Here is a 25598-nt window from a genome sequence, read left to right on the forward strand (position 1 = left end):
TGAGCGCCGGACTCAGCGCACCTCCGAGGCGAGTATCACGTCGTTGCCGAACCACTCGGGAAGTGTCTCTGCGAAGAATTCCTGGATGGCAGCCGGGGTGAGCGCACACTGCTCGTGGTGGGCGCGGAGGCTGGTCTTTGCGCCATCGACCCAGCCTTCGAGATACTCCACATCGACGGGAGTCCCGTTCCGCCAGATGACGGGCACGAGCGCGCCGTTGCCAACCACCTCGTCGTCAGTTTCGAGCCCGAACCAGACGGGAACGTAGGCCGTCACGTCGAACCCGGGCGAGACGACGTAGAACGCCTCGTGCAACAGGAAATCGAGGTAATCGGTGAGAATGACGTCGAGCGAGAGGCCCGTGGCCCGGGGCGTGGGTTCGACCGTCTCGTCGGGGCCGAAGGGGTCAGTTTCGGCGAGCGTGTATGCAAGGCGAAAGCCGAGGGCTCCCCACTGGGAGTAGTGGAGGTCGAACGTCCCGTCTGCCTGTTCGTAGGCGACGAGGGCACGGTGACCCATCTGCTACCACCGCTCCGCTGTGCTGGGGGACTGTGCTGCTTGCTGGGGGTGTTGCGCTGGGGACACGGCACGGGTACCTGGCCCCGTCTTCGGATAAAAAGGTCAGGCCGACTCGACGAACGAGAGAATCTGTTCTGTGCTCTGGAACCCCTCGGCGAGGCGATCCACCACGTCGCCATCTTTGAACAGTAACAGAGTCGGAACGCTTCGGACGTTGTACGTCTCGACGAGGTCGATGTCGTTCACGGGATTGATGAGCGCGACGACGGCTTCCGAGACGCGGTGGACGTTCCCGAGCACCGGTTCGATGCTCTGACAGAGGGTACAGCCCTTGGTGTAGAAATCGACGAGGACGAGGTCGTGGTCCGCGACGAGGGCGTCTAACTCGGCGGCCGATTCGAGGCGGACCGGCCGGTCTGGTTTCGCTGGCGTGGTGGCTGTCACTGACAACTGTACTTGCGCGACGCACTTAGCCTGCCGGGTGGGTGCGAGAACAGTGGGTTATCGATGGGGTCGCGTCTACCAGCTCACGACGACGTTCCGCTCGCGCTGCAGCGCGGCGACGATGTCTGGGTCGCGGTAGATGCGCGTGGTCTGTCCGTTTCGGTGGATGGATTTCACGTAGTGTACTTCGACCGTGTCGCCGACCGACTCGCCCCACTCGAACAGGTGAGATTCGAGATACGCGCCGAATCGCCGCCACCGGGGGAGCGTGACGTGGATTCGACCCTGGGTGTCTGCGTCCCAGTCGATGAGGTAGTCGATGTCGGGCGAGGCGGTCGTCGATTCCGGGGGATGGGTGGGAGATTGCTGTGTGCCTCGCATCGATGGTGCCTCCAGTCGAGGGTCAGGACGGGTCGATGCAAAAGGTTTCGATTCCGGCGACAGCGGCCCGTATGCGCCCGATTTCCGTGGGTACGCGTGGCTAGCCACGCGGTCACATCGGGAACGAAAACGCGGCCCTGTCAGTCGGCTGTTGGCTCGATGATGGACGTGTCGAGCCACTCGTTCGCCCAGCGTTCGATCTCTTCGAAGACGGGAAACAGCGAGGCTCCCTTCTCGGTGAGGCTGTAGTACGTTGCGACCGGTGCGTCCTCTTCAAGACGGCGGTCGACGAACCCTGTTTCCTGGAGGTCGTCGAGCACCCGCGACAGCGTGCGCGAACTCGCGTCGGTCGAACGCTTGAGTTCGTTGAACCGCTTTTCGCCCTCCTGGAGGTCGTGGAGGACGATGAGTCGCCACTGTGACCCGATTTGCTGGAGTGAGTCGATGACGACACACGCATTTTCCGAGTACTTGTCAATTTCTGCGTCCTGGCCTTGCATGGGCGTTCTCGTCATACCTGGGGTCCCATTCGATATAGAGGTTCGGATTGGAACCAGGTTACAAAATGAAACTTACTGGGTGGGGGCGAGCGAGTAGCCCGCGTCCGCGAGTGTCTCTCGAATCGGTTCGGCAACGACGGCCTCCGGCCACGTCCCGTCCGGACTGCGGATGAGGGTGTTGTCCACGAGCAACCGCCGGAGTGCGACCTTTCCTTCGCCCGTGATTTCGAACGTGAACCGGAAGGTTCGGTCGCTCCCGTCGGTCGCTTGCAGGCGGACGACCGGAGGGTCGCCGTCCGTGTCAGTCTCAGTTCCCACGACGACGAGGTTTCCTGCTGGCGTGACCGCACGCGAATCGCACGCTGGGCAGCGACCCGGATGCGGTGTCGTGCCGAGGTAATCGTACTGGTGGCCACACCGATAGCACGTGAGTGCTGGTCGGTGCGTCGTCACGCGGCGGCGGCCTCCTGTTCCGTCTTCAGAAGCTCGCGGTACCGGTTGCGGATGGTGACCTCGCTGATGTCTGCGACCTCACTCACTTCTGCCTGCGTGATTTCGGCGTTGGTGAGCAGGCCAGCGGCGTAAATCGACGCGGCGGCGAGGCCGACCGGGGACTTCCCGCTCAGGATGCCCTCGCGCTTTGCGGTTTCGAGCAACTCGCGGGCGCGGCGTTCGGTCTCGTCGCTCACGTCGAGACCAGAGGCGAACCGACCGACGTAGCTGACGGGGTCCGGGGGCGCAATCTGGAGGTCGAGTTCGCGGACGATGTAGCGGTAGGCGCGCTGGAATTCCATCTCGCCGACGCGCGTGACCGACGCCATCTCGTCTACGGTTCGGGGGTTCCCGGCCTGCCGAGCGGCGGCGTGAAGCGAAGCCGTCGCCATCCCTTCGATGGAGCGGCCCGGCAGCAGGTCCTCTTCGAGGGCGCGGCGGTAGATGACCGAAGCGGTCTCGCGGATGGCCTTCGGCAGGCCGAGGGCACTTGCCATGCGGTCGATTTCGCCGAGCGCCTGTCTGAGGTTGCGGTCGCGGGCGTTACGGGTCTTCGTCCGGCGGTCCCACATCCGAAGGCGACCGAGTTGCTTTCGCTTTTTCGCGCTCAGGGTGTTCCCCCGAGCGTCCTTGTCCTGCCAGTCGATGGTGGTGGACAGTCCCTTGTCGTGCATCATCTTCGTCATCGGGGCACCGACGCGGGACTTCTGGTCGCGCTCTGCGGAGTCGAACGCTCGCCATTCTGGGCCGTGGTCGAGCTCTGTCTCTTCGACGACGAGGCCACACTCTTCACAGTGGCGTTCGCCGTGTTCGTGGTCAGTCGTGAGGAGACTCCCACACTCTGGACAGGTCACTTCGGCCTGCTGTTCGCGAGTCTGCGTGCGCTTCGTCCGTTCCGACTGATTGTATGAGGTTACTTGTTGCACTGGAGTGGGAAATGGGGGTAGCTACGCGGTTCTATACACGACATTGTAGGGACCGTTTGGGGTTATAACCTCGTTTGGTATAGACCAAATAACACTCGTGTCACCTGCTTACGTCACAGTAAGTAACGCGGCGAAATTTAGGGGAAACCGCATACATGCCCCGGTCATAACCTACTATAAATGTTGTGCCTAACTGTGCAGACCGATACGCTCTTTACTTGGTACACACCAACTTGGGGCAATGAGAGAGTTCGTGTTCAGCCTCACGTACGAACCGGGTGTAGACCCTGTCGCAGACGTGTTCATCGAATATCCGGCCGCGCTGTCTAAGTCACTCGATTGCGCCGTCGCTGGGAACGACATGTGGCGGTTAGACCGCATCACCGGTCCGGAACCTGCCGTCTCCGCGCTCACGGACCTTCTCACCGACCCCTCGCGCTGTAACGAGTGTCTGAACGACCCGACCTGCGATTCGTATCGCGAACACGAATTACTCGCGGCGGACACCACGAGCGCAACCATCTACACCTACCGCCAGGGCATCGAGGAGTGTCGCACCCTCCCCTCGCTCGCCCACGAACACCTCGGTCCGGGACTGCTCTACGAGACCCAGCGCCGCGGGAATGCCTACGAATGGCGTATCCTCATGCGCTCTGACGACAGCGTCGGCGAACTGTTCGACGCGGTGCAGGCGCACCTCTCTGGTGGCGTCAGCGTGTCGCTCTCACACCTCTCGAATCCGACCCACTGGACGGACGAGGCCATCACGGCCTGCGAACTCCCGTTCGAACAGCGCGAGGTGCTGGAACTCGCCGTCTCGCACGGCTACTACGAGACCCCCCGCGAGACGACGCTCGCCGAACTCGCAGACGAAATCGGCGTCCCGCAATCGACGCTCCAGTATCGCCTCCAGCGCGCCGAATCCTGGCTGGCGAGCGGGTTCGTAAACGAGTGTCTCTGAAGTCACACGCCACTTTTTCGCGCGAGTTCGGGACTGAGCCGGTCGAGGCCGCGCCCGAGCAAGAAGCCCACGACGCCGATGACGCCACCGATGACCAGCATGGGACTCAACGCGGCTTCGACCAGTCCCCACTGCACCGACCGGTGGCCGATGGAGAGCACGTAGTGAAAGACGTTGAATCCGAACGCTGGGGCCGCGCCGAGCAGTATGCCTACCACGAGCCCGCTGTTTCGCAGGCCCGCCAGTCCGGCGGCGAGCACGCCGAGGAAGGCGACCGGCCCGGGATAGAACACGACACCGCCGAGCATCTGGTGCAACACCAGTTCGTACGCAACCGTCGTCGCCCCCGCGAGGAGGACGGCGAGCACCACCAGCGGAAGGAAGTGGGCCGGTTCCTCGCCGAAGAGGAACGCGGGCAGGTGCAAGCGCATTGGTAGCACTTCGGGTGGCGTCCGGATAACTACTCCGTAGACTGAAACGTTCACTTCACTCAAGGGCTTTCCCTGCCCGGTTCGTTCCCCCGATATGGACCTTTCACTCGCCGCCGCCCGCGAGCGCGACGCGGCCGACGGCCTCGCACACCTCAGAGCGCGCTTTCACACGCGCGAAGACGAGTTCTACATGGACGGCAATTCGCTCGGCCTCTCCTCCGAAGACGCGGACACCGCCCTCACGGACGCCGTCGCCGAGTGGCGCGACCTCGCCATCCGGGGGTGGACGGACGCAGACCCGGACTGGTTTCACTACGGCGAACGCCTCGGCGCGCGCACCGCCCCGCTCGTCGGCGCGGCCCCCGAAGCGGTCGTCGTCGCCAACTCCACGACGGTCAACATTCACACGCTCATCGGCACCTTCCTCGCGGACAACCCGGGCAAAATCATCGTCAACGACCTCGACTTTCCGACCGACCACTACGCCATCAAGTCCCAACTCCGTCTGCGCGGACTCGACCCGGACGACCACCTCGTCTCCGTCGAGAGTCGAGACGGACGCACCATCGACGAGGCCGACATCGAGGCAGCCATCGACGACGAGACGGCCATCGTGTTCATGCCCTCAGTGCTTTACCGAAGCGGGCAGTTGCTCGACGTCGAACGCATCACGGAGGCGGCCCACGACCGCGGCGCACTCGCCGGATTCGACCTCGCCCACTCGGTCGGCGCGGTTCCCCACGAACTGTCTGCGTGGGGCGTCGATTTCGCCGTCTGGTGTTCCTACAAGTACCTGAACGCCGGGCCGGGGGCCATCGCCGGTCTGTACGTCAATTCGAAACACTTCGGGACGACGCCCGCACTCGCCGGATGGTGGGGTCACGACAAAGCCACCCAGTTCGAGATGCGCCACGAGTTCACGTCTGCCGAGTCGGCGGGCGCGTGGCAAATCGGAACCATCCCGATTCTCGCCGCGGCCCCCCTCGACGGGTCGCTCTCCATCTTCGAGGAGACGAGCATCGAGGCCGTGCGCGAGAAGTCGCTCGCGCTCACCGACTTCCTCGTGGCGCTCGCGGATGCGAAACTCACAGACCGCGGATTCGCGATTGGGACGCCGCGCGAACACGCCCGCCGCGGTGGTCACATCGCGCTCGAACACGCGGAAGCCTACCGCATCTCGCTCGCGCTCAAAGAGCGCGGTGTCGTCGTCGATTTCCGCCCGCCGAACGTCGTCCGCGTGTGTCCTGCGCCGCTCTACTCAACCTTCGAGGACGTGTGGCACGTCGTCGAAATGCTCGGGGAAATCGTCGATGACCTTGCATATGAAAGGTTCAAACTGCGACAGGGCGGGGTGACCTGACCGGTTGGCCGTAGCCATTATTGTACCCGCGCCCGTCCTGCCCAATAGAAGGACGACGTGCGTTGGGGACGGTGGGTATCGTATTCCGATTGACGAGTGGACGTTTTCGAATTCGGACTGACACATGGGACAGCTTTCACTCAAAGAAGCCGTTGCAATGGCGCTCGGTGGCATGATTGGCGGGGGGATTTACTCGGCCTTCGGCATCGTCGTCGCCATCTCCGGTGACGCATCGTGGCTCGCGTGGCTCGTCGCGGGCATCGTCGCGATGTGTGCGGGGTACAGCTACGTGAAACTGAACACCTTCGTGGACGCTAAGGGAGGCGCACCGACCTACATCGAGGAACTCGTCGGCAACTCGACGCTCGCGGGGATGACCGGCTGGACCCTACTGTTCGGGTACGTTGGGTCGATGGCGCTCTACGCTTACGCCTTCTCCTCGTTCTTCTCGGAACTGCTCGGTCGCCTCCACTTCTACGGGATTCCCGTTGCAAACGCCGTTTCAATCCTCCTCATCGGCGCGTTCGTCGCGCTCAACCTCGTTGGGGCCGCGGAGACGGGGCAGGCAGAGGACGTGCTCACCTTCATCAAAGTCGTCGTCATCGGGGTGTTCGGCATCTGGGGAGTGTACCACGCATTCACCGTCCAGAAGTTGACGTTCGGGCTCTCGTCGATGTCGATTCGCGACCCCATCCTCGGCGCGGCGATGTCGTTCGTTGCCTTCCAGGGATGGCAACTCCTGATGTACGACCAGGACAAGTTCGACAACCCGAAAACAGACATCAAGAAAGCGATTTACATCTCGATTCCGGCTGCAACGGTGCTCTACATACTCGTCGCGCTGACGACGGTGAGCCTGCTCAAGATTTCGGTCATCGCCGTCTCCCCGGAGGTGTCGCTGCTCTACGCCGGTCTCCAGTTCATGGGGACTATCGGTGCGCTCATCATCGGCATCTCTGCGCTGTTCTCGACGGCGAGCGCGGTGAACGCCACGCTATTTTCGAGCGCCCTATTCTCACAGAACCTCATCGACCGGGGTCTCCTCCCCGAAAAAATCGGCGGGAGCAGCGACGGCGAGATACCGAAACGAATCGTCGTCGTGTTGGGGGCGCTTTCTGCCGGTTTCGCCGTGGTGGGCAGTCTGAAGAGCATCACCTCCTTCGCCTCGCTCGCCTTCATCGCGGTGTTCGGGGGGATGAGCTATCTCGCCCTGAAACAGCGCGACCAGCTGGACCTCATCACGCCGATTCCGGTGGTCGGACTCCTCGGCACGGCGGCGTTTTTCCCGCTGTTGCTCTACGACCTCTATCTCAACAGTCCGGAGATGTTTGTGACCGTCCTGCTCATCGGCGCGGCGGTCATCGGCGTCGAACTGCTGTACTTCGAACGAGAACCAATCGAAGACGTGCTGCCGTGGATGTCGGGTGAATGACCATGAATGACACCACTGATTTCAGCAGACGAAGCGTGCTCAAGGGACTCGGCGGCCTTGCGAGCACCGCCGCACTCGCCGGTTGTTCGAGCGTCCTCGGGCGGGACTCCGCGCCCTCAGTCCGGTACGCCCAGGCACTCGCGCCGAAGACGCTCGACCCCGTTCGGATGGCCGACCCGTGGTCGCAGTCGGTGGCGACGAACGTGTTCGAGGGATTGTACCGCTACGACCACGACATGACCCTCGTCCCGCAACTCGCCGCGGGCGAACCCACCGTCGAGAACGACGGGAAAACCCACGTCGTGACGCTCGAAACGGACGCACGGTTCCACGACGGAGCCGCGGTGACTGCCGCGGACGTGGCTTACTCCTACCGCGCGGTCCGCGAGGAGGAACGTCCCGATATGTGGCAGGTGCGGCCACTCGACCACATCGAGGTTCGCGACGAAACGACGGTCGCGTTCCACCTCTCGCACCCCTATCCGGCGATGGGCCACGCGCTCACTCGGGGCATCGTGCCGAAAGGCGTCCGAGAGTCGAACCCCGAGAAGTTCGCCCACAAGAAACCCGTCGGCTCCGGCCCCTACGAGGTGGAGACGGCCACGCTCGGCGAGCACGTCTCGCTCACCCACTGGCCGGAGTATTGGGGTGACGCAGCCCCGACAATCACGCACGCCCGGTTCGTCCAGAACCACTCAGACCTCGCTCGCACGACCAGCCTCAAGACGGGGCAAAACGACATCGTCGAACGTGTGAATCCGCGGTTGTGGGACGTGACGAAGGACTTCTCGAACGCGAAAACGGCTCTTCAAGAGGGCTATCTCTCTCACTACATCGGCTTCAACTGCAACGAGGGGCCGACCGCCGACCCGAGGGTTCGGCTGGCTATCGACTACCTCGTGAACCTGGACGAGGTGACCAAACAGTTCATCGGGCCGGTTGGCAGACGCCAGTACGGTCTGCTCCCGCCGCAGCTCGCGAGCGAGTGGGAACTGCCGGTCGACGCGTGGCGGTCGATTCCGCGCGCGAAGAACAAAGAGAAAGCGAAGCAGTTGTTCATCGAGGCCGACGTGGGGTCGTGGGCCCCGACTATCGCCGTGCCGAAACACGACCTCCTGCGAGAGAAAATCGCGGAGGAACTCGTCCACGGCCTCTCTGCGGTCGGGTTCTACCGCGCTCGGACCGAGAAGTACCCGTGGGACGAGTTCCGCGAGAAGATCGTCTCAGGGTCGCCGAGCGAGTACAACATCTTCGTGGACGCGTGGGCCGGCGGGCCGGACCCCGACACGTACCTCTACCCATTGTTCCACGAGAACGCGGAGGGGCGAACCAACGGGACGTTCTACCAGAACGAATCGGTGATGCAGACCCTCGATGACGCACGCAAAACCACCGACGAGGCGCGTCGCCGCGACCTGTACGAGTCGGCGACGCGTACCCTGCTCGAAGAGCGGGTGGCGCTCCCGGTGTTCACGCTCGACAACTCCTTTGGCCTCGCCGCAGGCATCGACGGTTTCGACCCGCATCCGCTGCCGGGGGAGAATCCCCGACTTGCCGCCCTCGATCCGTAGGCCCCGTTGGGGGCTGCAGCTAACATCGGCGTCACCTGGTGGCTGTGGTGTCTGCGAAGGTATTTTCGTGCCCATCGCTTAGTGCGAGTAACGTGACATCAGATTTCGACCCTACGGAAGGCATCCACCACGTCACGGCGCTCGCGAGCGACCCCCAGCGAAACGTCGATTTCTACACCGAGACCCTCGGGCTGCGTCTCGTGAAACAGAGCGTGAACCAGGACGAGGTTCACACCTACCACCTGTTCTACGGCGACGGGGCCGGCTCTCCGGGCACCTCGATGACCTTCTTCCCCATCGAACACGCCCGGCCGGGCCGCGCCGGGGCGGGCATGGCGCAGACGACGAGCTTTCTCGTAGACCCGGACGCGGTCGACTACTGGGTCGAACGGTTCGAAGACCTGGGCGTCGAGTACAGCGACCCGGAACAGCGTGCAGACGAGACGGTCGTCCCGTTCCGTGACCCGGACGGCCTACAACTCGAACTCGTCGCCCACCCGGACGCCCCGGCGGGCACCCCGTGGGACGAGAGTCCGGTTCCTGCAGAAAACCAGATTCGCGGTTTCTTCGGCGTGACGCTCGCGCTCAGAGCCGCCGGCCCGACGGCCGACCTGCTCTCGGCGATGGGCTACGAGCGCGTCGGCGACGTGGACGCAGAACGCCAGCGGTTCCGGTCGTCCGGTGACCGCGGCTTCGTCGTGGACATCGTCGAAGATTCCGACCGTGAGCGTGGCGTTCCCGGTGCGGGGACGGTCCACCACGTCGCCTTCCGCGTCCCGAACGACGAGGTTCACGAATCGTGGCGCAAGGCGCTCGTCGCCCGGCAGTTGAACGTGACCGACATCATCGACCGCAAGTGGTTCCACTCGATTTACTTCCGCGAACCCGGCGGCGTGCTGTTCGAAATCGCGACCGAGAACCCCGGCTACACCGTAGACGAGGAACTCGACGCCCTCGGCACGAGCCTCGTGCTTCCCGAATGGCTCGAAGGTCGCCGTGAGGAAATCGAAGCGAACCTGCCGCCGCTCGACGTCTCTCGCCCGGCCACGATGGAGGCCGAACAATGAGCACGACGGACGAACATCCCCACCAGGGCCAGCACGTCTCCCGCGGCGGGACGCCCCTCGAAGAAGCCGAGGCGGCCGTCATCCTGCTCCACGGGCGCGGCGCGATGGCCACCGGCATCCTCGCGCTCGGCGACCAACTGGCCGTCGACGGCGTCGCGTATCTCGCCCCGCAGGCGGCGAACAACACGTGGTATCCCTACTCGTTCATGAACCACATCTCGACGAACGAGCCCCACCTCTCCTCTGCGCTCGAACTCGTCGCCGACCTGCTCGCGGAAATCGAGGAGGCCGGCATCCCGGCCGAAAATACCGCACTCGTCGGCTTCTCACAGGGTGGCTGTCTGGCCACCGAGTACATCGCTCGCAACGCGAAACGCTACGGCGGCGTCGCGGGGCTGAGCGCCGGCCTCATCGGCCCGCGGGGGACGCCGCGCAACTACGAGGGTGACTTAGAAGAGACGCCAGTGTTCCTCGGCTGCTCCGACTCCGACCCACACATTCCGCTCGACCGAGTCCAGGAAACCACCAAAGTCCTCTCCGAACTCGGCGCAGAAGTCGACGAACGCATCTACCGCGGCATGGGCCACACGGTGAACGACGACGAAATCGACGCCGTCCGGGAACTCGTCTCCGGTCTGGTCGATTGAATCGGTTCCTTCTTCAGAACTCGCCGGTCACGATATCGGCGACGCGCTGGCGGTCGAACAGGTGTTCATCCTCTTGTATCTCCGGGTAGTGGTCGCCGTCTTCGTACCCTGGCCACGGGCCGAACACGTCGGGGTAGAGCTGTTTTGCGCCCATCTCGAGCTGAAAGAGGTTCATTATCGGCCCCTGATAGCGCATCCCAGCGGCGTAGACGCGGTCGTTTTTGACCGCCCGCAACTGCTTGCCTGCCGGGTCGTTCGAGAGTGTCGCGCGCGTCTCGGACATGCTGTAACTCGGCGTCAGCCCCCACAGGTGGAGGATGACGTCCGGGTCTGCTTCGAGCATGGCCTCGTAATCGACCGTGCCCCACAGACCGCCCCAGTCTGCCGATTCGAACGCGTCGTTCGCGCCGAGGGGGCGGGTGTCGGCCAGCCAGTACCCCGGTTCGTTGAGGTGGTACGTCCAGAATTTCGTCCCGTCGGCAGAAAGTGTGGCGCGGACCGCGGTCGGTCGCTCGACTTTCGGTGGGAGATTCTCCTGGATGTGCGAGACGAGGTCAGCGTGGACCTGTTCGAGCGCCTCGTATCGCTCTCGTTCGTCGAACACCGCCGCCATCCTCTCGAACAGTTCCCAGAGCGTGTAATACTCGTACTCGTCGGCCCCCGACGGCGGCGCGGCCTGCGTCCCGCTGTAGAAGTTGCCGAACCAGGGGGCAAGTTGGGTCGCCACCTCGGAAACGTCGGATTCGGTCCAGCTGTCCTGAGTGGCCACCCACGTAGGGTCGGCGAGGTGGACGTCGCTGTCGAGTTCGTACAGGAGTTCCTTCGAGAGCCCGTCGGCCAGCGGGTCGTGAAGTCCCTCCCAGTCGAGAGAGACGCCGTCTAAGTGGTGGTAGTAGTGGTTCATCGTCGTCCCGGACATCTCCGGGACGTACACCGCGTTGACCGCGTCGCCGTGGCCGAGTGCGACGGCCATGTCGAGGTACTGCGGGAAGACGGTGAACACGCGTTCCGGGACACCGTCGAACGTCACCTCGCCGACGGGAGAGATGGTTGCCGTGTATGGTTTCACCGACGAATCCGGGCCACTCATTGCCGTTCCCGTCGTCTCGTCAGGCGACTTCGACGAGGTGCACCCGGCGAGGAGGCCGCCGGCGACGACTGCTCCGCCGGAGACAAGATATTGGCGTCGAGTCGGGCCAGTCGTGCGGTCGCTTCCCGTCTCGCTCACGTCAGAACTCCCCGTTCACGATGTCTGCGACGCGCTGGCGGTCGAACAACTGGTCGTCGCCCGTAACTTCGCCGAACACGTCGGGATAGAGTTGTTGTGCGCCCCGTTCGGTGAGAAACAGGTTATGAATCGGTCCCTGAAAGAGGTAGCCACCGCGATAGACCCGGCCGTTCTGGACGGCCGTGAGTTCGCGCGCGACGGGGTGGTCTTGCATGAACGAGAGCACCGTCTCCTGGAACTCGGCGGCCGACTTGCGCTCGTGGGCCCGGAGCATGATGACGTCGGGGTCGATTTCGAGCATCGTCTCGTAGTCAATCTTCCCGCGGTCGGTCGTGCTCAGGCCGTCGACGTCCGTTCCCGCGAGCGCGTCACTCACGCCGAGGTCGTGCCACTGTTTCTTGCTCGTCCCCTTGTCGTTCAGCCGGTAGGGGGAGAACTCCTCGGGCTGGTCGCTTCCCGCGTAGACGAGGAGGACGTTCGGGCGCTCGTCTGCTGGCGGAAGCTTCGCCTGCACGTCGGCGATGAACTCGTCGTGGAGCGTCTCGAAGGCCTCGTACCGTTCGACTTCGCCGAACAGCTGAGCGACCTTCTCGAAGGCCTCGTAGAGGGTGTAGTAGCGGTAGTCGTGCCACTCGTCTTCCCGGCGGAAGATGAGGTTGCCGACGAATGGTCCGACGCCCGTCTCGATTTCCTCGACATCGGATTCCTTCCAGTCGAACCAGTTTACGAGCATCTGCGGGTCCATCACGTGGACGTCGCAGTCGAGTTCGTAGAACAATTCCTTGGACATGCCCGCCTCTCCCAGGTCGTTGGCTTCGAGCGATTCGCGGTCGACGCTCACGCCCGGCAGTTCGTCGTACACCTGCGTGTAGTAGCGGTCTGAACTGCCGATTCCGGCCATGCCGTCTCCCTTCCCGAGGGCGACGCCCATGTCGGCGTAGCCGCCGTCGTAGGCGACCCACCGCTCGGGGACCGACTCGAATGTGACCTCGCCCATCGGTTCCATGGTGATCGAGTAGGTGCTGTCTCCACCTTCTGCGGTCGGTTTGTCGTCCGACCCCTCCGTGCCCGGCGCTTCGTCTGCGCCGCCCGTACACCCAGCGACGAACGCGCTTCCGAGTGCCGCGCTCCCGTATTTCAGGTAGGTCCGTCTCGTCACGCCGTCCGTGCCCGTCTGTGAATCTCGCATAGTTTTAGGCTAGCCTAAAAATATATAACAGCTCCGATTTTTAGGTCGGCCTAAAAATACGGTCTGTGCTCGCGCCCTGAACTCACCGTTCGATGGCGCGGTGGGGGGCGATGTGGGGGCCGGTGGGGCTCTCGCCGTCCACGTCCGCGTCGACGCGGAACACGTCTGCGAGCAGTTCCTCCGTCACGACTTCGCGCGGCGGTCCCCAGTCGTACAACGCGCCGTCCTTCATCGCGATGAGGTTGTCCGCGAACCGCGCTGCCTGTCCGATGTCGTGGAGCACGATGCCGACGGTGACGCCCTTCTCGCGGTTGAGCGTCCGCACGACCTCCATCACGCGAAGCTGGTGGTGGAGGTCCAAGTACGTGGTCGGCTCGTCGAGCAGGAGAACGTCCGTGTCCTGGGCGAGCACCATCGCGATCCACGCGAGTTGCTTTTGCCCGCCGCTCAGATTTCCCATCTCGGCGTCGCGGAGATTCTCGACGCCAGCCAAGTCGATTGCGCGGTCTACTGCCTCGCGGTCCGCCGCGGAGAGCGAATCGAAGAAACTCCGGTGGGGATACCGGCCGTGATAGACGAGTTCTTCGACGGTGAGCGTCCCCGGCGAGTCGTTCTCCTGCGAGAGCAAGCCGAGGTGCTGGGCGAGTTGCTTCGAGTCGAACGACTGGATGCGCTCGCCGTCGAGCAGGATGTGTCCGCCGTCGGGGGCGAGCTGGTTGGCCATCGTTTTCAGCAGCGTGCTCTTGCCACTGCCGTTCGGCCCGACCAGCGCCGTCACCTCACCCGCCGGCAGGACGACCGTGTCGCACTCGACGACCGGTTCGTCCGTGGTGGGATAGCCAATTTCGAGCGCCTCGCCGACGAGTTCACTCGGCGGTCGCTCGTCCGCTTCAGCTTCCGCGTCGATTCGCTCGGTGATGTGGTGGCTGTCGCTCATCAGAGTTCACCCATCGAATCCTGTTTTCGCATCAGATAGAGGAAGTACGGACCGCCGACGAGGCCGGTGACGATGCCGACTGGAATCTGGACGGGGTTCAACACGAGGCGCGCCCCGACGTCTGCGGCGACCATCAGCGCCGGCCCCGCGAAGATGCAGCCGACGACGAGTTTCCGCGAGTCGCTGCCGACGATGGTTCGCACCATGTGCGGGACGATGAGGCCGACGAAGCCGACGATACCCGCGACGGCGATGCTCGCCGCCGCCGCGAGGACGGCAACGCCCGACAGCGCGAAGCGAACCTTCTCGACGCGCATCCCGAGCGACTTCGCCGTGGTCTCTCCGAGCATGAGGAGGTTGAGTTGGCGAGAGCCGAGTAGCGCGAGGAACATGGCGACGAGCGTCCACGGGAGGGCCATACGGACTTGCTCCCAGTCGGTTCCGGTGAGCGACCCGGTGGTCCACGCGATGGCCGACTGGACGACGCCGATGTCGTCTGCGAAGAAGAACAGCGCCGTCTGGAGGCTCCCGAAGACGGTGCCGACGATGACGCCTGCGAGCACCAGTCGCACGGGCGAGGTCCCGTTCTTCCACGCGATGACGTAGACGACGAGGAACGCGAGCGCCCCGCCGACGGAGGCGATGAGCGGGAGGAAGGCGGTAAGTCCCGAAAACACGACGAGCGTGAGCAGGATGAGCAGTCCTGCACCCGAGGAGACGCCGAGGACGAACGGACTCGCGAGTTCGTTGCGGGTGACCGCCTGGAAGATGGCTCCTGAGACAGCGAGGTTCATCCCGACGAGCATCGCGACGAACACCCGCGGCAGGCGGATGTTCCAGACGATGAGGCTCTGTTTCGTCATCTCGGGCACTTCGCCGCCGAGGAGGAACGCCTGCCACGTCTGGACGTTGAAGATGACGTTCGGGTTGAACACCGCCCGCCACGCCTCCCCGAGACTCATCGAGTACGCGCCAAAACTGACCTGCACGAGGCCCCCAGCGACGACGACGACGAGACTGCCGAGACAGAGCGTCACGAGCGACCGGTCGAAGCGGCCGAGCACGCCAAGGTTCCCGAGTTCGACCGAGTCGTTCTCGCTCGCCATGTCAGTGCTCCACCGATTGCTCGCGCTTTTTGCTCACGGCCGGTTCTGCTGGCGACTGTTCGCCTGCTGATTCGAGATTCCGCGCGTACGCGAGGATGCGCTCGTCGTCCACGTGTTCGAGCAGTCGTTCCTGACCGCGGGCCGCCAGTTGGTCGCGTTCGTCGTCAGTGACGTAGGTCGCGAGTCGGCGGTCGATTTCTGCCTCTCGAAGGGCGACCCACCGCTCCTCGTCCAGTTCGTGGTCTTCGGGTCGCTTCTCTTCTGCCCACTCGCGCCATCGGTCGCGGGTGTCCCACTCAGGGGGCCGACTGGACTCCTGGCGCACCCAGTCGTAGCGGGGGGCCATCTCGGCGGGGTAGCCCTGCTCGCGGCGGCCGGCTTCGACCACCGCAAGCCCGACGCGCGCGCCCCGCCCGGCCGTGATGATTGCCTGCCGGTCTGCCGCAGCAGAGGGGGAGGCGACGTACAATCCCTCGACCGGCGTCGTGCCGTCTGCGTCCGCGTAGTCGTTGTCGAAGAACTCCCGCTGTTCGCCGTCGTACTCGCGGGTCTCGAACATCGCGTCCCCGCCGAGGGGTCGCAGGTACTCGCCGTCGTAGCGAGTGGCCGCGACGACGCGCGTGGCGGTGACCGGCTCACCCTCCTGTGGTTCGACGACGAACCCACGACCCTCGTCACGCCGGGTGACCGATTCGACGAGGTCGGGGATACGCTCGCACCCGGCCTCTTCGGCGTGGTCGTGCATGAGCGCGTAGAACGTCTCGATGTCGATGCCGGCGGGGAAGCCGAGGTAGTTTTCGAGGTGACCACACAGCCCCAACGAGGAGCGTCCGCGGTCGAAGATGGCCGTCGTGAGGCCGTACCGGGCGGTGAACACGCCGACAGAACAGCCAGCGGGGCCGCCACCGACCACGACCACGTCGTAGTCTGCGTCGTCCGACCGCTCGTGCGCCACGGTTAGACGTCTCCGTCGACGATGCTCGTGACGCGGTCGCGGTCGAACAGTTCACCCTCGAAGTCGTACAGTTGTCCTGCCGTCCGCTCGGTCAACACGAGGTTCGTAATCGGACCCTGATAGAGGCCGCCGGCGCGGTACACGTCGCCGTTTTCGACCGCGGTGAGTGCGCTCGCAGTTTCGTGGTTCTCGAGCGCCGAGACGACGGTGTCCTGGAACTCGGCCTCGGACTTCGCCTCGTAGCCCCGGAGCATGAGCACTTCTGGGTCGACTTCGAGCACCGTTTCGAGGTCGATGGCGGCGCGACTTCCGTGGAAGTCTTTCACGTCGGTATTGGCGAGCGCGTCGCTCACGCCGAGGTCGCGCAGGTGTTTGAAGCCGGTTCCCTCGCCGATGATGTACGGGTAGAACTCCTCGGGTTCCTCGCCGACGCCCCAGAGGACGGCGACGGCGGGCCGGTCGCCCTCGTCGGGGACGACGTCGGTGAGTTGCTGTTGAAACTCGTCGTGGAGGGTGGCGAAGGCTTCGTAGCGGTCGGTTCGCTTGAACACCTGGGCGAGTTTTTCGAAGCCTTCGTACAGCGAGTAGTACCGATAGTCCTCGTGCCACGGGTAGTGCTGGGCGTAGATGCAGTTGCCGAAAAGCGGGCCGATGGTGTCCGTAATCTCGTCTACGTCGGCCTGTTTCCAGCCCTTGAACCGATTGGTGAGGAAGTTCGGATCCATGACGTGGACGTCGGCGTCGAGTTCGTAGAACAACTCCTTGCTCACGCCGTCCTGATAGAGCGACACCATGTCGCTTTTGTCCACCGAGACGCCCGGAATCTCGTCGTAGTACTGGGTGTGATAGCGACTCGTGAGCCAGAGCGCCTTCGGCGGTTCGAGGCCGAGTGCGATGCCCATGTCGGCCCAACTGCCGTTGTTCGCGACCCACGTCTCGGGGACGGCGTCGAAGGTGACCTCGCCGACGGGAGCCATCGAGACGGTGTAGGGACCGTCACCGGAGTCGCCGTCGCTTTCGTCTTCGTTGCTCGAGTCGGTTGCGCCGCCGAGACAACCGGCCAGCGACGCACCGGCAAGCGCGCCGCCGGTCGTGAGGAGGGTTCGTCGCGTCGGTGCCCACGTCTGCTTGTCCATGGGGTTTAGGCCTGCCTAAACCACTATAACGATTCCGATTTTTTGGCACGCCTAAACTACTGTGTCACTCGCCGACGTACCAGTAGATGACGCCGTGGACGGCCACCAGCGTGGCGAACAGACCGTAGTTCCACACGTCCGCGTTGTAGTAGATGGTATCGACGATGACCGGCGCGTCGGTAAAGGGGAGGAACGGCTTGATCGGCGGGGCGATGTCTGGCGCAGAGAGGATGTCGCCGACGAGGTGGCTTGACGCCCCGATAAAGACGGCGACGGCGGTGAATCCGAACACGTCGCGCGTACTCGGCACGGACCCGAGATATCGGTCGAGGTGCGACCGAATGCGCGGGGCGACCACGGTGGCGGCGAGGCCACCAATGGCGAGCGCCAGTCCGAGTGCGAACACGACGGTGTGGGTGATGCCGTGGTGGGAGACGGGGAGCACCGCCCGGAGAAAGAGGTCAGAGTCCGGCAACAGCGCCGTTGGTGCGGCGAGGGCAAGAAAGACGAGACTGTGGCGTCGGTCGAACGTCAGCCAGACGGGCAGTGAGAGCAGGAGGGCAAACGCGACGTGTCCCGAGAGGTCTACCATGCCCCGGCAAAAGCACTAATCCCAGATAACGGTGCGGGCCAACCGACTCAGGCGTCGCCGGCCACACGCGGGTCGATGATGGTGTTCGCAACGTCCTGGAGCAGCGAGATGACCACGCTCGCGAGGACGATGATCATCGCCGTCCCGATGACGAGCGGAAGGTCGCGCTGAAGGATGGCGAACAGACTCAACCGGCCGATGCCGCCGATGCCGAACAGTCGCTCGATGACGTAGACGTTGAGCACCATAAGCGTGAGGCAGGCGACCGGGCGGTCGCGCTGCTCGACCGCGTGCGTGGTTATCGCCATGGCGCTCGTCGTCAACCCTGACCTGCTCATCGCGGACGAACCCGTGAGTGCCTTAGACGTGAGCGTGCAGGCAGAGATTCTCGACTTCCTCTCCTCGCTCGTCGACGACGCCGCAGAAGCAGTTTTTTCGAACGCCCTCGACCAACTCGCCGCGGGCAACGAGCAGGGGGCGGCCGCCCTGCTCGCAGAGCGGTTCGACTCACCCTGCGATAGAAAAAATCCGGCGCTCGAACTGCGAGGACAGTCACACCCGACCGCCTGTCACCTCTACGGCGACGACTAGCGGGTTAGCACCTCGCGGACGGCGCGGTCGAGCACGTCGTACCCGGTTTCGACCTCCGCGAGTTCGATGTACTCGTCGAACTTGTGCGCTCGCGAGAGGTCGCCCGGCCCCCAGGTGATGGCCTCGATGCCCGCGTCATTGACGAAGTTACGCACGTCCGTTGAAGCCTGAATGCCCCACGGCTCCGGGTCGACGCCGCCGAGTTCTGCCGAATGCTTTCGGAACACATCGGCGAGCGGGCTGTCCACGTCGATTTCTGCGGCCTCGTAGGTCCGAATTCGCTCCCACGAAATGTCCACGTCGTGGTCGCGGGCCACCTCGGCGACGAGGTCGTCAATTTCCGCGTCGACGCCCTCGACCGGCTCACCCGGCAGAATTCGGCGGTCAATCGTGATGACGGCACGTTCTGGCACGACGTTCTCCTTCGTCCCGGCTTCGAACTTCGTCACCGTCGCGTAGGCCTTCTCCACGAGCGGGTCGGTCCGCGTCCGCAGTTCCGCGTCGTAGGCTTCGATGGCGTCGAGCAGCGGGCGAGCGTGCATGATGGCGTTCGTCCCCTGGTCGGGGCGACTCGCGTGCGACGGCGCGCCCTCGACGGAGAACTCGTACCACGCGAGGCCCTTCTCGCTGGTCGCAGTGCGCAGTTTCGTCGGTTCGAGGACGACGCCGTAGTCGCCGTCGTAGCCTTCTTCGAGGAGTGATTTCGTGCCGGGTTCGCCGGTTTCCTCGCCGATGGCCGCGTGGACGACGAGTGACCCCGGCATGTCGCCGGATTCGAATTCCGGGGCGAGGTCGCGAGCGAGCACCATCGCGATGGCGACCTGCGCTTTCATGTCCACGCTGCCCCGACCGTAGAGTTTCCCGTCTGCGATTTCGCCGCCGTACGGGTCATAGGTCCACTGGTCGCGGTCGCCCGCCGGCACCACGTCGATGTGGCCGTTCAGGACGATTGTCGGGTCGCCGTCGCCCACCCGCGCTGCGACCTGCGGGCGGTCTGGATAGGGTTCCTCGACCAGCCACGACTCGATGCCCTGGTCGCGAAACCAATCGTGGATGTACTCGGCGGCGGCGGCTTCGTTGCCGGGTGGATTTTCCGTCTCGATACGGACGAGGTCCTGGATGAGTTCGGTGAGTTCGTCAGTCATTTGCATCTCCGGAGAGCAACTGCGTCGCCTGCGTCTTGGAGAGGTTGAGCAGGCGTTCTGGATTCACGGGAATCTCTTTCATCACGAAGTGTGAGGACGTTTCGTCTACACCCTCGACGGCGACGATGTCGTCTAAGAGGGCGTTCATCTGTTCGCGCGAGGCGACCCGGGAGATGACGATGAAGTCGACGTCGCCGAGGGTGTAGAACACCTGCTGGACGCCGCCAATCTGGCCGAGTCGGGCACCGATTTCCTCTGCGTACCCTCGTTCGTGGGTGACCGACACTTCGGTTATCGTCACCATCGACAGCCCCAGGGCGTGGGGGTCTACGTCCGCCGTGACACCCGAAATCGCCCCGTTCTCTTTTAATTTCGACAGTCGATAGTGGACCGCCGATTTCGAGAGACCGAGTTCGTTCGCGAGCGTCTCCAGGCTCACGTCGAAGTCGCGTTCGACTGCCGACAGCAGCGCGAAGTCTGTCTCGTCGAGCGAGACGGCGGGGGCGCCGTCCATCACTCCTCCATCGCGGCGTCTGAGACTTCGAGCGCGGTATCGAGCGCCGCAACCGCCTCGTCGATTTCGTCCTCGCTGATGGTGAGCGGCGGCGCGATGATGAGCGTGTTAATCATGTTCGCGACGTAGACGCCCTGTTCTTTCGCCGCGCCGGAAACTTCGTCGACGACAGTCTTGCCCATCGAAATCTTGTCCTCGCGGTGGCCAAACGGCACGCGCCCCTCGCTCGATTTCGTGAGTTCGATACCACGGAACAGGCCGACGCCGCGAGTTTCGCCCACGCTCGGGTGGTCTGCTGCGAGTTCCTCGAGTTTCTCGCCGAGGTACGCCCCGCGCTCGCGCGCCTGGTCGATGAGACCCTCGCGTTCGTAGGTTTCGACGGCGGCGAGACCCGCGGCCACGGCCACCGGGTGCCCGGAGTAGGTGTGGCCGTGACAGAACATGTTGTCCTCGAAGTGGGCGGCCACCTCGTCGGTGACGATGGTCGCGCCGAGCGGTGCGTACGCCCCGGTCAGGCCCTTCGCCATCGTCATGATGTCCGGCGTCACGTCGAAGACGTCACAGCCGAACCACTCGCCGGTGCGCCCAAAGCCGCTCATCACTTCGTCCGCGATGAGCAGTGCGCCGTGGTCGTGGGCGATCTCTTTCAACCGGGGGAGGTACTCCTTTGGTGGGACGAGAATTCCGTTCGACCCGACGATGGGTTCGACCAGGATGGCGGCGACGGTGTCGCCTTCGAGCATCAGCATCTCGTCGATGTATTCGAGACTTTCCATCGGTTCGAGCGTCGACCCGTAGGCGTAGGGGTCGGGAGCCTTGATGGTGCCCGGGATGCCCGGTTCGGCCATCAGTCGGCGGGGGTCGCCCGTGACGCTAATCGACCCGTAGGTAGAGCCGTGGTACGACCGGTAGCGCGAGACGATTTTGTGCTTGCCCGTGACGAAGCGGGCGATTTTGATGGCCGCCTCGATTGCCTCCGTCCCACTCGTAGAGAAGAACGTCTTCGTGAGGTTGCCCGGCGTCACCTCGGCTAGTTTTTGCCCGAGTTTCGCGCGCGCTTCCGTGGTGTAGCCCGGCGCGACGTAGGCGGCACGCTGTGCTTGCTCGGCCATCGCCTCCGCGACGGCGTCGGCCGAGTGCCCGAGGTTCGAACACATGAGTTGGCCCGACAGGTCCAGATAGCTGTTCCCGTCTGCCGTCTCGATGCGGTTCCCGTTTGCGCCGACGACTTGCGTCGGTCTGACTTCAGACTGGTACGACCACGTCCCGAAGACGTACTGTTTGTCCAGCCGCTCGATTTCGTTCATGCCATCCGCGGCCTCTTGGCTCGTCATGTGGCTTGACATCGATTCTCATGTATGGTTAATCTTTTGCTCAATAGCTCGATTAGACAACTCTTTCGTGTAGTTTCGGAAAACAATTGAACACTGTTCGAAAGAAGCCGATATCTATCGAATTTTAGCGCGACGAATCTTTATAGTGGTGGCTGAGAACCATTCACGCACATGGTTTCACTTGACGCCCTCTCTCAGACGGGAGAGGTACGCAACTACGTCGGTGGCAACTGGACCGCGGTCGAGGGCGACGACGGCCAACCAGTCGTCAACCCCGCGACTGGCGAGGAACTCGCCTACGTCCCGTTCACCGGCCAGGCACAGCTAGACGAGGCAATCGCGACCGGGCAGAAAGCGTTCGAGACGTGGCGAAACACGCCAGTCGTCGAGCGAATCCAGCCGATGTTCCGGCTGAAAGCCCTGCTCGACGAACATCAGGACGAACTCGCGGAGATTCTCGTCCAGGAACACGGGAAGACGCTCGCCGAGGCGCGCGGGGAACTGCGCCGCGGTATTGAGAACGTCGAAGTCGCCTGTGGCATCCCGACGATGATGCAGGCTGGCTTCCTCGAAAACGCCGCACCCGGCATCGACGAAGCCGCCATCCGCCAGCCACTCGGCGTCTTCACCGCCATCACGCCGTTTAACTTCCCGGGCATGATTCCGCTCTGGTTCCTCCCGTACGCCGTCGCGACGGGGAATTCGTTCATTCTGAAGCCCTCCGAGCAGGACCCACTGGTTGCCCAGCGCATCTTCGAACTCATCGACGAGGCGGGCTTCCCAGACGGCGTCGTCCAGCTCGTAAACGGCGGCAAGGACACCGTGAACGCGCTCATCACCCACGAGGGCATCGCGGGCGTTTCCTTCGTCGGCAGCACGCCGGTCGCCCGCCACGTCTACAAGGAAGCCGCCGCCGCGGGCAAGCGCGTGCAGGCACAGGGCGGGGCGAAAAACCACATCATCGTCGCGGAGTCCGCGGACCTCCGCCACGCCGCAGAGCAGACCGTCTCCTCGGCCTGCGCCTGTGCGGGCGAGCGCTGTCTCGCCAACGACGTGGTGCTCGTCCACGACTCGGTGTACGACGAGTTCGCAGACCTCGTCGTCGAAATCGCAGACCAGCAGGTCGTCGGCTACGGGCTTGACGAGGGCACCGACATCGGCGCGATGATTTCTGCACCCCACGCAGAGCGGGTGCGCGGCCACATCCAGAGCGGCATCGACGAGGGTGCGACGCTCCTGCGCGACGGGCGGGTCGTCGAAGTCGAGGGCTACGACGGCGAGTTCATCGGCCCGACCATCTTCGGCGACGTCACCCCGGACATGACCATCGCGCGCGAGGAAATCTTCGGTCCGGTGTTCGGCCTGGTGCGCGTCTCGGACATGACCGACGCCATCGAGACGCTGAACATGAGTGAGTTCGGGAACGCGGCGAGTCTGTTCACCCGCGAGGGTGCGGACGCTCGCCGGTTCCGCAACGAAGCGCAGGCGGGCAACCTCGGCGTGAACGTCGGGACGAGCGCCCCGATGGCCTTCTTCCACTTCGGCGGGCGCAAAGCCTCTGCCTTCGGCGACCTGCACGCACAGGGCGAGGACATGATTCAGTTCTACACGGACAAGACCATCTACATCGAGCGGTGGCCTGACGCCTGAAGACGTGCTTATCTTTTGAGAGAGAACGTGTCTGGGTAAACGAACGCAGTTTTATGGTATGATGTGACGTACCATATGGTGTATCGGGAACCACGAGGATTCACCGAGCGATCTGAACCAGAAACTCTGATCTCAGACAGTACGGAACAGGTTAGGGGCAACAACTGAGTCTCTGTGAAAGGAGAACGAAGTCAACGCTCCGAAGGAGAACCGAAGCAATCCACAAACGTCGCCTTCCGGAAGGCGTGTTGTGAAGGCCATGTAACGGATGGCGTGTAAGCGTCGTTCGTGAATCTGGGAAACCAGAAGAGCCGTAGAGGGTTGTGGAAAACGTTTCCCGTTCGGGTCCTATTCGTGGCTCTCGACGATTTTATGACCGCGAGTGATTACGCCGTCTCACCGTCGCTCGCGTTCAGATACGATTCGAGGAGCAACGGGAAGTCCCGGCCTTTCAGGTATCTGAGCCCGAAATCCTCCGCCCACCGAATGATGCCCGTGTCCTCGGTGACGACCCCGGCTTCGAGTTCGCGGGCGAGAATCAGCAGGTCGAAGTCCTCCCGGGAGTCGAGAATCCCCCGCCGAAGCGTCGAGCGATACTCAGAGCGCAGTTCGGAGATGACCTTGTCGACTTCGCTCATGACATCGCCGTTCGCTGCGTCTTTCGACTCCTCTGCTTTCCGCACCGCCTTCTCTGAGACGCGCAGCCCGCGGTTCACGCGATTGCTCATCTCCTCGATGAACTCATAGACGATTTCGGCCGGAATCATCACGGTGTACCGGTCTGGATTCTTCTTGATTAGCCAGGTGTTCAGTTTCGAGAGCACCTCGTCTGAGACGCCCCGGTCTTCGAGCATCTGAGCGAGTTCGTCGTAAACCGACGGCGGGATGTAACAGGAGATGTGGAGTTTGAGTTTGGCTTCGGCGATGAGGTCGAGGAGTCGGTCGACCGCTTCCTCAACGCCTTCGTCGTCCACCCGAATCTCCTCCGTGATGAACGTCGTCGTGTCAAGGACGAATCGCTGTTTCAGCGGATGGTCAGCCATCACTACCCGTTCGTCGCGCGTGGCAATAGATACCAATGGCACGTGGAAGCAACACCGTAATCAGGTTGGATGCAATAGTTGTGCCCATATTGGACAATACTGGCCTGCGGACGGTACCGATATAATCACCGCTGGAGAACGTGCAGTGACCACCCCGCTCTCACATAAATGAACTACGCACAGGGTATTCGGCAGAATCGCGCACAGTTCGCCCTCCAACTGTTGACCGTCTTCGCCGTCGGCCTCACCATCGGGGCCGAGCGAAACGTCGTCCCGCTGTTGGGCAGAGACCTCTTCGGCGTCGAGTCGCTCGCGATTATCGGGTCGTTCGTCGTGAGCTTTGGCTTCGTCAAAGCCCTGCTCAACCTCTACGGCGGGAAGTGGTCGGAGACCTACGGTCGTCGCCCGATTCTCATCGCGGGCTGGCTAGTTGCCCTTCCTATCCCGGTCATCCTTATCTACGCGCCGAACTGGTGGTGGATTACGCTCGGGAACGTCCTCCTCGGGGTCAATCAGGGCCTCGCGTGGAGTATGAGCGTGAACGCGAAAATCGACCTCGCGGGTGAGGCCGCCCGCGGCACTGCCGTCGGCCTGGACGAGGCGTTTGGCTACACGGGCGTCGCCATCGGCGCGTGGATTACCGGCGTCATCGCCGCCGAATACAGCCTCCAACCAGAACCGTTCTACTTCCTCGCGGGGGTCATCGTCCTCGCCCTCTTCGGTGCGATATTCTTCGTCGAAGAGACGCTGCCCTACGCGCAGGCTGAGGCGGATGCGAGCGACGGTGCTGACGCAAACCTCCCCTTCACCGCCGTCCTCAAGCGTGCGACGTGGGGCGACCGAACGCTGTTCGCCGCCGCACAGGCGGGCAGCGTCGAGAAGTTCGTGGACGCTCTCGTCTGGATTGCCTACCCCCTCTATCTCACCGCCAACGGGCTGAACGTCGCACAGGTCGGCGTAGTCGTTGGCGTCTACGGCGGCGTCTGGGGCGTCCTCCAACTCTACACCGGCAAACTCGCAGACGACATCGGCCGGCGCATCCCGATCATCTCCGGGATGTTCATCGCCGGGGCGGGCGTGCTTGGCACGGTTTTCGTCACCGGCTACTGGCCGTGGATACTGACTGCCGGATTCACCGGCGTCGGGATGGCGCTGCTCTACCCGAACCTCATCACCGTGGTTGGCGACGCCGCCCACCCGACGTGGCGGGCGACGGGCCTCGGCGTCTACCGCATGTGGCGCGACGCTGGCTACGGCTTCGGGGCAATCCTCATCGGCGTCACCGCAGACGCCCTCGGCATCGAGGCAGCCTTCGTGATGGTCGCCCTCGCGATGTTCCTCTCTGGCGGCGTCGCGATTGTCTGGATGCGCGAAACCCACCCGGAGTTCGGCGCGGAAGCCTACCGGACGGGGGTCTCGCCAGTCACGGAAGATTGAGCGCGAAAGA

27 protein-coding genes and 1 pseudogene are annotated in these 25598 nt (G+C 63.6%); 9 read left to right on the top strand and 19 right to left on the bottom strand.

The window, feature by feature from the left end; all coding sequences use genetic code 11:
* Positions 1–12: 12 nt before the first annotated feature.
* The 6 genes from P0648_RS04410 to P0648_RS04435 all read right to left on the bottom strand — a co-directional run bounded on the left by P0648_RS04410 (position 13) and on the right by P0648_RS04435 (position 3262).
* Positions 13–519 carry a DUF6735 family protein gene (locus P0648_RS04410; RefSeq protein WP_277505347.1) on the bottom strand — a complete coding sequence of 169 codons (507 nt, stop codon included), beginning with the start codon at positions 517–519 and terminating at the stop codon, positions 13–15.
* A gap of 102 nt (positions 520–621) precedes the next feature.
* Positions 622–963, bottom strand: coding sequence for a thioredoxin family protein (locus P0648_RS04415; RefSeq protein WP_277505348.1), 342 nt, complete (start codon positions 961–963; stop codon positions 622–624).
* Between the two features lie 75 nt (positions 964–1038).
* Positions 1039–1344, bottom strand: coding sequence for a hypothetical protein (locus tag P0648_RS04420; protein ID WP_276245452.1), 306 nt, complete (start codon positions 1342–1344; stop codon positions 1039–1041).
* 140 nt (positions 1345–1484) lie between these two features.
* Complete coding sequence (locus P0648_RS04425) at positions 1485–1844, bottom strand: helix-turn-helix domain-containing protein (protein ID WP_276274979.1); 360 nt, start codon at positions 1842–1844, stop codon at positions 1485–1487.
* Between the two features lie 72 nt (positions 1845–1916).
* Positions 1917–2297 (bottom strand): hypothetical protein, encoded by a 381-nt coding sequence (locus P0648_RS04430; protein WP_276245451.1) that lies wholly within the window; start codon positions 2295–2297, stop codon positions 1917–1919.
* On the bottom strand, positions 2294–3262 hold the full coding sequence (locus tag P0648_RS04435; protein WP_276245450.1) for a transcription initiation factor IIB family protein: 969 nt from the start codon (positions 3260–3262) through the stop codon (positions 2294–2296). The genes P0648_RS04430 and P0648_RS04435 overlap by 4 nt, the downstream gene beginning before the upstream one ends.
* Before the next feature lie 241 nt (positions 3263–3503).
* On the opposite strand from P0648_RS04435, the gene P0648_RS04440 reads away from it, so the two are divergent.
* The gene (locus tag P0648_RS04440; RefSeq protein ID WP_276245449.1) at positions 3504–4223 is read left to right on the top strand and encodes a helix-turn-helix domain-containing protein; all 720 of its coding nucleotides are present in this window, start codon (positions 3504–3506) and stop codon (positions 4221–4223) included.
* Positions 4224–4225: 2 nt separating this feature from the next.
* Here the strand turns inward: P0648_RS04440 and P0648_RS04445 are convergent, their stop codons facing one another.
* Positions 4226–4654, bottom strand: coding sequence for a hypothetical protein (locus P0648_RS04445; protein WP_276245448.1), 429 nt, complete (start codon positions 4652–4654; stop codon positions 4226–4228).
* A 94-nt stretch (positions 4655–4748) separates the two neighbouring features.
* Here P0648_RS04445 and kynU point away from each other — a divergent pair, with 94 nt between their 5' ends.
* The 5 genes from kynU to P0648_RS04470 all read left to right on the top strand — a co-directional run bounded on the left by kynU (position 4749) and on the right by P0648_RS04470 (position 10731).
* Complete coding sequence (gene kynU / locus P0648_RS04450; RefSeq protein WP_277505352.1) at positions 4749–6014, top strand: kynureninase; 1266 nt, start codon at positions 4749–4751, stop codon at positions 6012–6014.
* A gap of 124 nt (positions 6015–6138) precedes the next feature.
* On the top strand, positions 6139–7446 hold the full coding sequence (locus P0648_RS04455; RefSeq protein ID WP_277505353.1) for an APC family permease: 1308 nt from the start codon (positions 6139–6141) through the stop codon (positions 7444–7446).
* Positions 7447–7448: 2 nt separating this feature from the next.
* The gene (locus P0648_RS04460; protein ID WP_277505354.1) at positions 7449–9017 is read left to right on the top strand and encodes an ABC transporter substrate-binding protein; all 1569 of its coding nucleotides are present in this window, start codon (positions 7449–7451) and stop codon (positions 9015–9017) included.
* A gap of 92 nt (positions 9018–9109) precedes the next feature.
* Positions 9110–10084 (top strand): ring-cleaving dioxygenase, encoded by a 975-nt coding sequence (locus P0648_RS04465; RefSeq protein ID WP_276245444.1) that lies wholly within the window; start codon positions 9110–9112, stop codon positions 10082–10084.
* On the top strand, positions 10081–10731 hold the full coding sequence (locus P0648_RS04470; protein WP_276245443.1) for an alpha/beta hydrolase: 651 nt from the start codon (positions 10081–10083) through the stop codon (positions 10729–10731). The genes P0648_RS04465 and P0648_RS04470 overlap by 4 nt, the downstream gene beginning before the upstream one ends.
* 13 nt (positions 10732–10744) lie before the next feature.
* Here the strand turns inward: P0648_RS04470 and P0648_RS04475 are convergent, their stop codons facing one another.
* From P0648_RS04475 to P0648_RS04510, 8 genes are all read right to left on the bottom strand, one after another.
* Positions 10745–11959 carry an ABC transporter substrate-binding protein gene (locus tag P0648_RS04475; protein ID WP_277505355.1) on the bottom strand — a complete coding sequence of 405 codons (1215 nt, stop codon included), beginning with the start codon at positions 11957–11959 and terminating at the stop codon, positions 10745–10747.
* Between the two features lies 1 nt (position 11960).
* Positions 11961–13148 (bottom strand): ABC transporter substrate-binding protein, encoded by a 1188-nt coding sequence (locus P0648_RS04480; protein WP_276245441.1) that lies wholly within the window; start codon positions 13146–13148, stop codon positions 11961–11963.
* 82 nt (positions 13149–13230) lie between these two features.
* A complete protein-coding gene (locus tag P0648_RS04485) occupies positions 13231–14085 on the bottom strand; it encodes an ABC transporter ATP-binding protein (protein WP_276245440.1) in 855 nt (284 codons plus the stop codon).
* Positions 14085–15191 (bottom strand): iron ABC transporter permease, encoded by a 1107-nt coding sequence (locus tag P0648_RS04490; RefSeq protein WP_276245439.1) that lies wholly within the window; start codon positions 15189–15191, stop codon positions 14085–14087. Before P0648_RS04490 ends, P0648_RS04485 begins: the two co-directional genes overlap by 1 nt.
* A gap of 1 nt (position 15192) precedes the next feature.
* The gene (locus P0648_RS04495; protein WP_277505358.1) at positions 15193–16146 is read right to left on the bottom strand and encodes an FAD-dependent oxidoreductase; all 954 of its coding nucleotides are present in this window, start codon (positions 16144–16146) and stop codon (positions 15193–15195) included.
* A 2-nt stretch (positions 16147–16148) separates the two neighbouring features.
* Positions 16149–17282, bottom strand: a complete 1134-nt coding sequence (locus tag P0648_RS04500) for an ABC transporter substrate-binding protein (protein ID WP_276245437.1) — start codon at positions 17280–17282, stop codon at positions 16149–16151.
* Positions 17283–17346: 64 nt separating this feature from the next.
* Positions 17347–17874 carry a metal-dependent hydrolase gene (locus P0648_RS04505; protein ID WP_277505359.1) on the bottom strand — a complete coding sequence of 176 codons (528 nt, stop codon included), beginning with the start codon at positions 17872–17874 and terminating at the stop codon, positions 17347–17349.
* A 47-nt stretch (positions 17875–17921) separates the two neighbouring features.
* A complete protein-coding gene (locus tag P0648_RS04510; RefSeq protein ID WP_369685667.1) occupies positions 17922–18212 on the bottom strand; it encodes an ABC transporter permease subunit in 291 nt (96 codons plus the stop codon).
* On the opposite strand from P0648_RS04510, the pseudogene P0648_RS20540 reads away from it, so the two are divergent.
* Positions 18169–18291 (top strand): annotated as a pseudogene (locus P0648_RS20540) (ABC transporter ATP-binding protein); the annotation flags it as partial. The gene P0648_RS04510 and the pseudogene P0648_RS20540 sit on opposite strands and share 44 nt — an antisense overlap.
* A gap of 170 nt (positions 18292–18461) precedes the next feature.
* Here the strand turns inward: P0648_RS20540 and P0648_RS04520 are convergent.
* Genes P0648_RS04520 through P0648_RS04530 form a run of 3 tightly spaced genes read right to left on the bottom strand, consistent with a single transcriptional unit; the run spans position 18462 to position 21458 of the window.
* On the bottom strand, positions 18462–19610 hold the full coding sequence (locus P0648_RS04520; protein WP_277505361.1) for a M20 family metallopeptidase: 1149 nt from the start codon (positions 19608–19610) through the stop codon (positions 18462–18464).
* On the bottom strand, positions 19603–20124 hold the full coding sequence (locus P0648_RS04525) for an Lrp/AsnC family transcriptional regulator (protein WP_276245434.1): 522 nt from the start codon (positions 20122–20124) through the stop codon (positions 19603–19605). The genes P0648_RS04520 and P0648_RS04525 overlap by 8 nt, the downstream gene beginning before the upstream one ends.
* Positions 20124–21458 (bottom strand): aspartate aminotransferase family protein, encoded by a 1335-nt coding sequence (locus tag P0648_RS04530; protein ID WP_276245433.1) that lies wholly within the window; start codon positions 21456–21458, stop codon positions 20124–20126. Before P0648_RS04530 ends, P0648_RS04525 begins: the two co-directional genes overlap by 1 nt.
* Positions 21459–21629: 171 nt before the next feature.
* On the opposite strand from P0648_RS04530, the gene P0648_RS04535 reads away from it, so the two are divergent.
* On the top strand, positions 21630–23108 hold the full coding sequence (locus tag P0648_RS04535; RefSeq protein WP_276245432.1) for a CoA-acylating methylmalonate-semialdehyde dehydrogenase: 1479 nt from the start codon (positions 21630–21632) through the stop codon (positions 23106–23108).
* 386 nt (positions 23109–23494) lie between these two features.
* On the opposite strand, the gene P0648_RS04540 is transcribed toward P0648_RS04535, so the two are convergent.
* A complete protein-coding gene (locus P0648_RS04540; protein ID WP_277505363.1) occupies positions 23495–24151 on the bottom strand; it encodes an RNA ligase partner protein in 657 nt (218 codons plus the stop codon).
* A 168-nt stretch (positions 24152–24319) separates the two neighbouring features.
* Between P0648_RS04540 and P0648_RS04545 the strand changes: the two genes are divergently transcribed.
* The gene (locus P0648_RS04545; RefSeq protein WP_277505364.1) at positions 24320–25588 is read left to right on the top strand and encodes an MFS transporter; all 1269 of its coding nucleotides are present in this window, start codon (positions 24320–24322) and stop codon (positions 25586–25588) included.
* The last annotated feature ends 10 nt before the right edge of the window (positions 25589–25598 follow it).

It is taken from the genome of Haladaptatus sp. DYSN1 (assembly GCF_029489995.1).
Taxonomy (GTDB): domain Archaea; phylum Halobacteriota; class Halobacteria; order Halobacteriales; family Halococcaceae; genus QDMS2.

Coding starts and splice junctions, on each gene's coding strand:
- P0648_RS04410 (WP_277505347.1), bottom strand. CDS start 519: ATGGGTCACCGTGCCCTCGTCGCCTACGAACAGGCAGACGGGACGTTC.
- P0648_RS04420 (WP_276245452.1), bottom strand. CDS start 1,344: ATGCGAGGCACACAGCAATCTCCCACCCATCCCCCGGAATCGACGACC.
- P0648_RS04425 (WP_276274979.1), bottom strand. CDS start 1,844: ATGCAAGGCCAGGACGCAGAAATTGACAAGTACTCGGAAAATGCGTGT.
- P0648_RS04440 (WP_276245449.1), top strand. CDS start 3,504: ATGAGAGAGTTCGTGTTCAGCCTCACGTACGAACCGGGTGTAGACCCT.
- P0648_RS04445 (WP_276245448.1), bottom strand. CDS start 4,654: ATGCGCTTGCACCTGCCCGCGTTCCTCTTCGGCGAGGAACCGGCCCAC.
- kynU (WP_277505352.1), top strand. CDS start 4,749: ATGGACCTTTCACTCGCCGCCGCCCGCGAGCGCGACGCGGCCGACGGC.
- P0648_RS04455 (WP_277505353.1), top strand. CDS start 6,139: ATGGGACAGCTTTCACTCAAAGAAGCCGTTGCAATGGCGCTCGGTGGC.
- P0648_RS04460 (WP_277505354.1), top strand. CDS start 7,449: ATGAATGACACCACTGATTTCAGCAGACGAAGCGTGCTCAAGGGACTC.
- P0648_RS04470 (WP_276245443.1), top strand. CDS start 10,081: ATGAGCACGACGGACGAACATCCCCACCAGGGCCAGCACGTCTCCCGC.
- P0648_RS04480 (WP_276245441.1), bottom strand. CDS start 13,148: ATGCGAGATTCACAGACGGGCACGGACGGCGTGACGAGACGGACCTAC.
- P0648_RS04485 (WP_276245440.1), bottom strand. CDS start 14,085: ATGAGCGACAGCCACCACATCACCGAGCGAATCGACGCGGAAGCTGAA.
- P0648_RS04490 (WP_276245439.1), bottom strand. CDS start 15,191: ATGGCGAGCGAGAACGACTCGGTCGAACTCGGGAACCTTGGCGTGCTC.
- P0648_RS04500 (WP_276245437.1), bottom strand. CDS start 17,282: ATGGACAAGCAGACGTGGGCACCGACGCGACGAACCCTCCTCACGACC.
- P0648_RS04505 (WP_277505359.1), bottom strand. CDS start 17,874: ATGGTAGACCTCTCGGGACACGTCGCGTTTGCCCTCCTGCTCTCACTG.
- P0648_RS04510 (WP_369685667.1), bottom strand. CDS start 18,212: ATGAGCAGGTCAGGGTTGACGACGAGCGCCATGGCGATAACCACGCAC.
- P0648_RS04520 (WP_277505361.1), bottom strand. CDS start 19,610: ATGACTGACGAACTCACCGAACTCATCCAGGACCTCGTCCGTATCGAG.
- P0648_RS04525 (WP_276245434.1), bottom strand. CDS start 20,124: ATGGACGGCGCCCCCGCCGTCTCGCTCGACGAGACAGACTTCGCGCTG.
- P0648_RS04530 (WP_276245433.1), bottom strand. CDS start 21,458: ATGACGAGCCAAGAGGCCGCGGATGGCATGAACGAAATCGAGCGGCTG.
- P0648_RS04535 (WP_276245432.1), top strand. CDS start 21,630: ATGGTTTCACTTGACGCCCTCTCTCAGACGGGAGAGGTACGCAACTAC.
- P0648_RS04540 (WP_277505363.1), bottom strand. CDS start 24,151: ATGGCTGACCATCCGCTGAAACAGCGATTCGTCCTTGACACGACGACG.
- P0648_RS04545 (WP_277505364.1), top strand. CDS start 24,320: ATGAACTACGCACAGGGTATTCGGCAGAATCGCGCACAGTTCGCCCTC.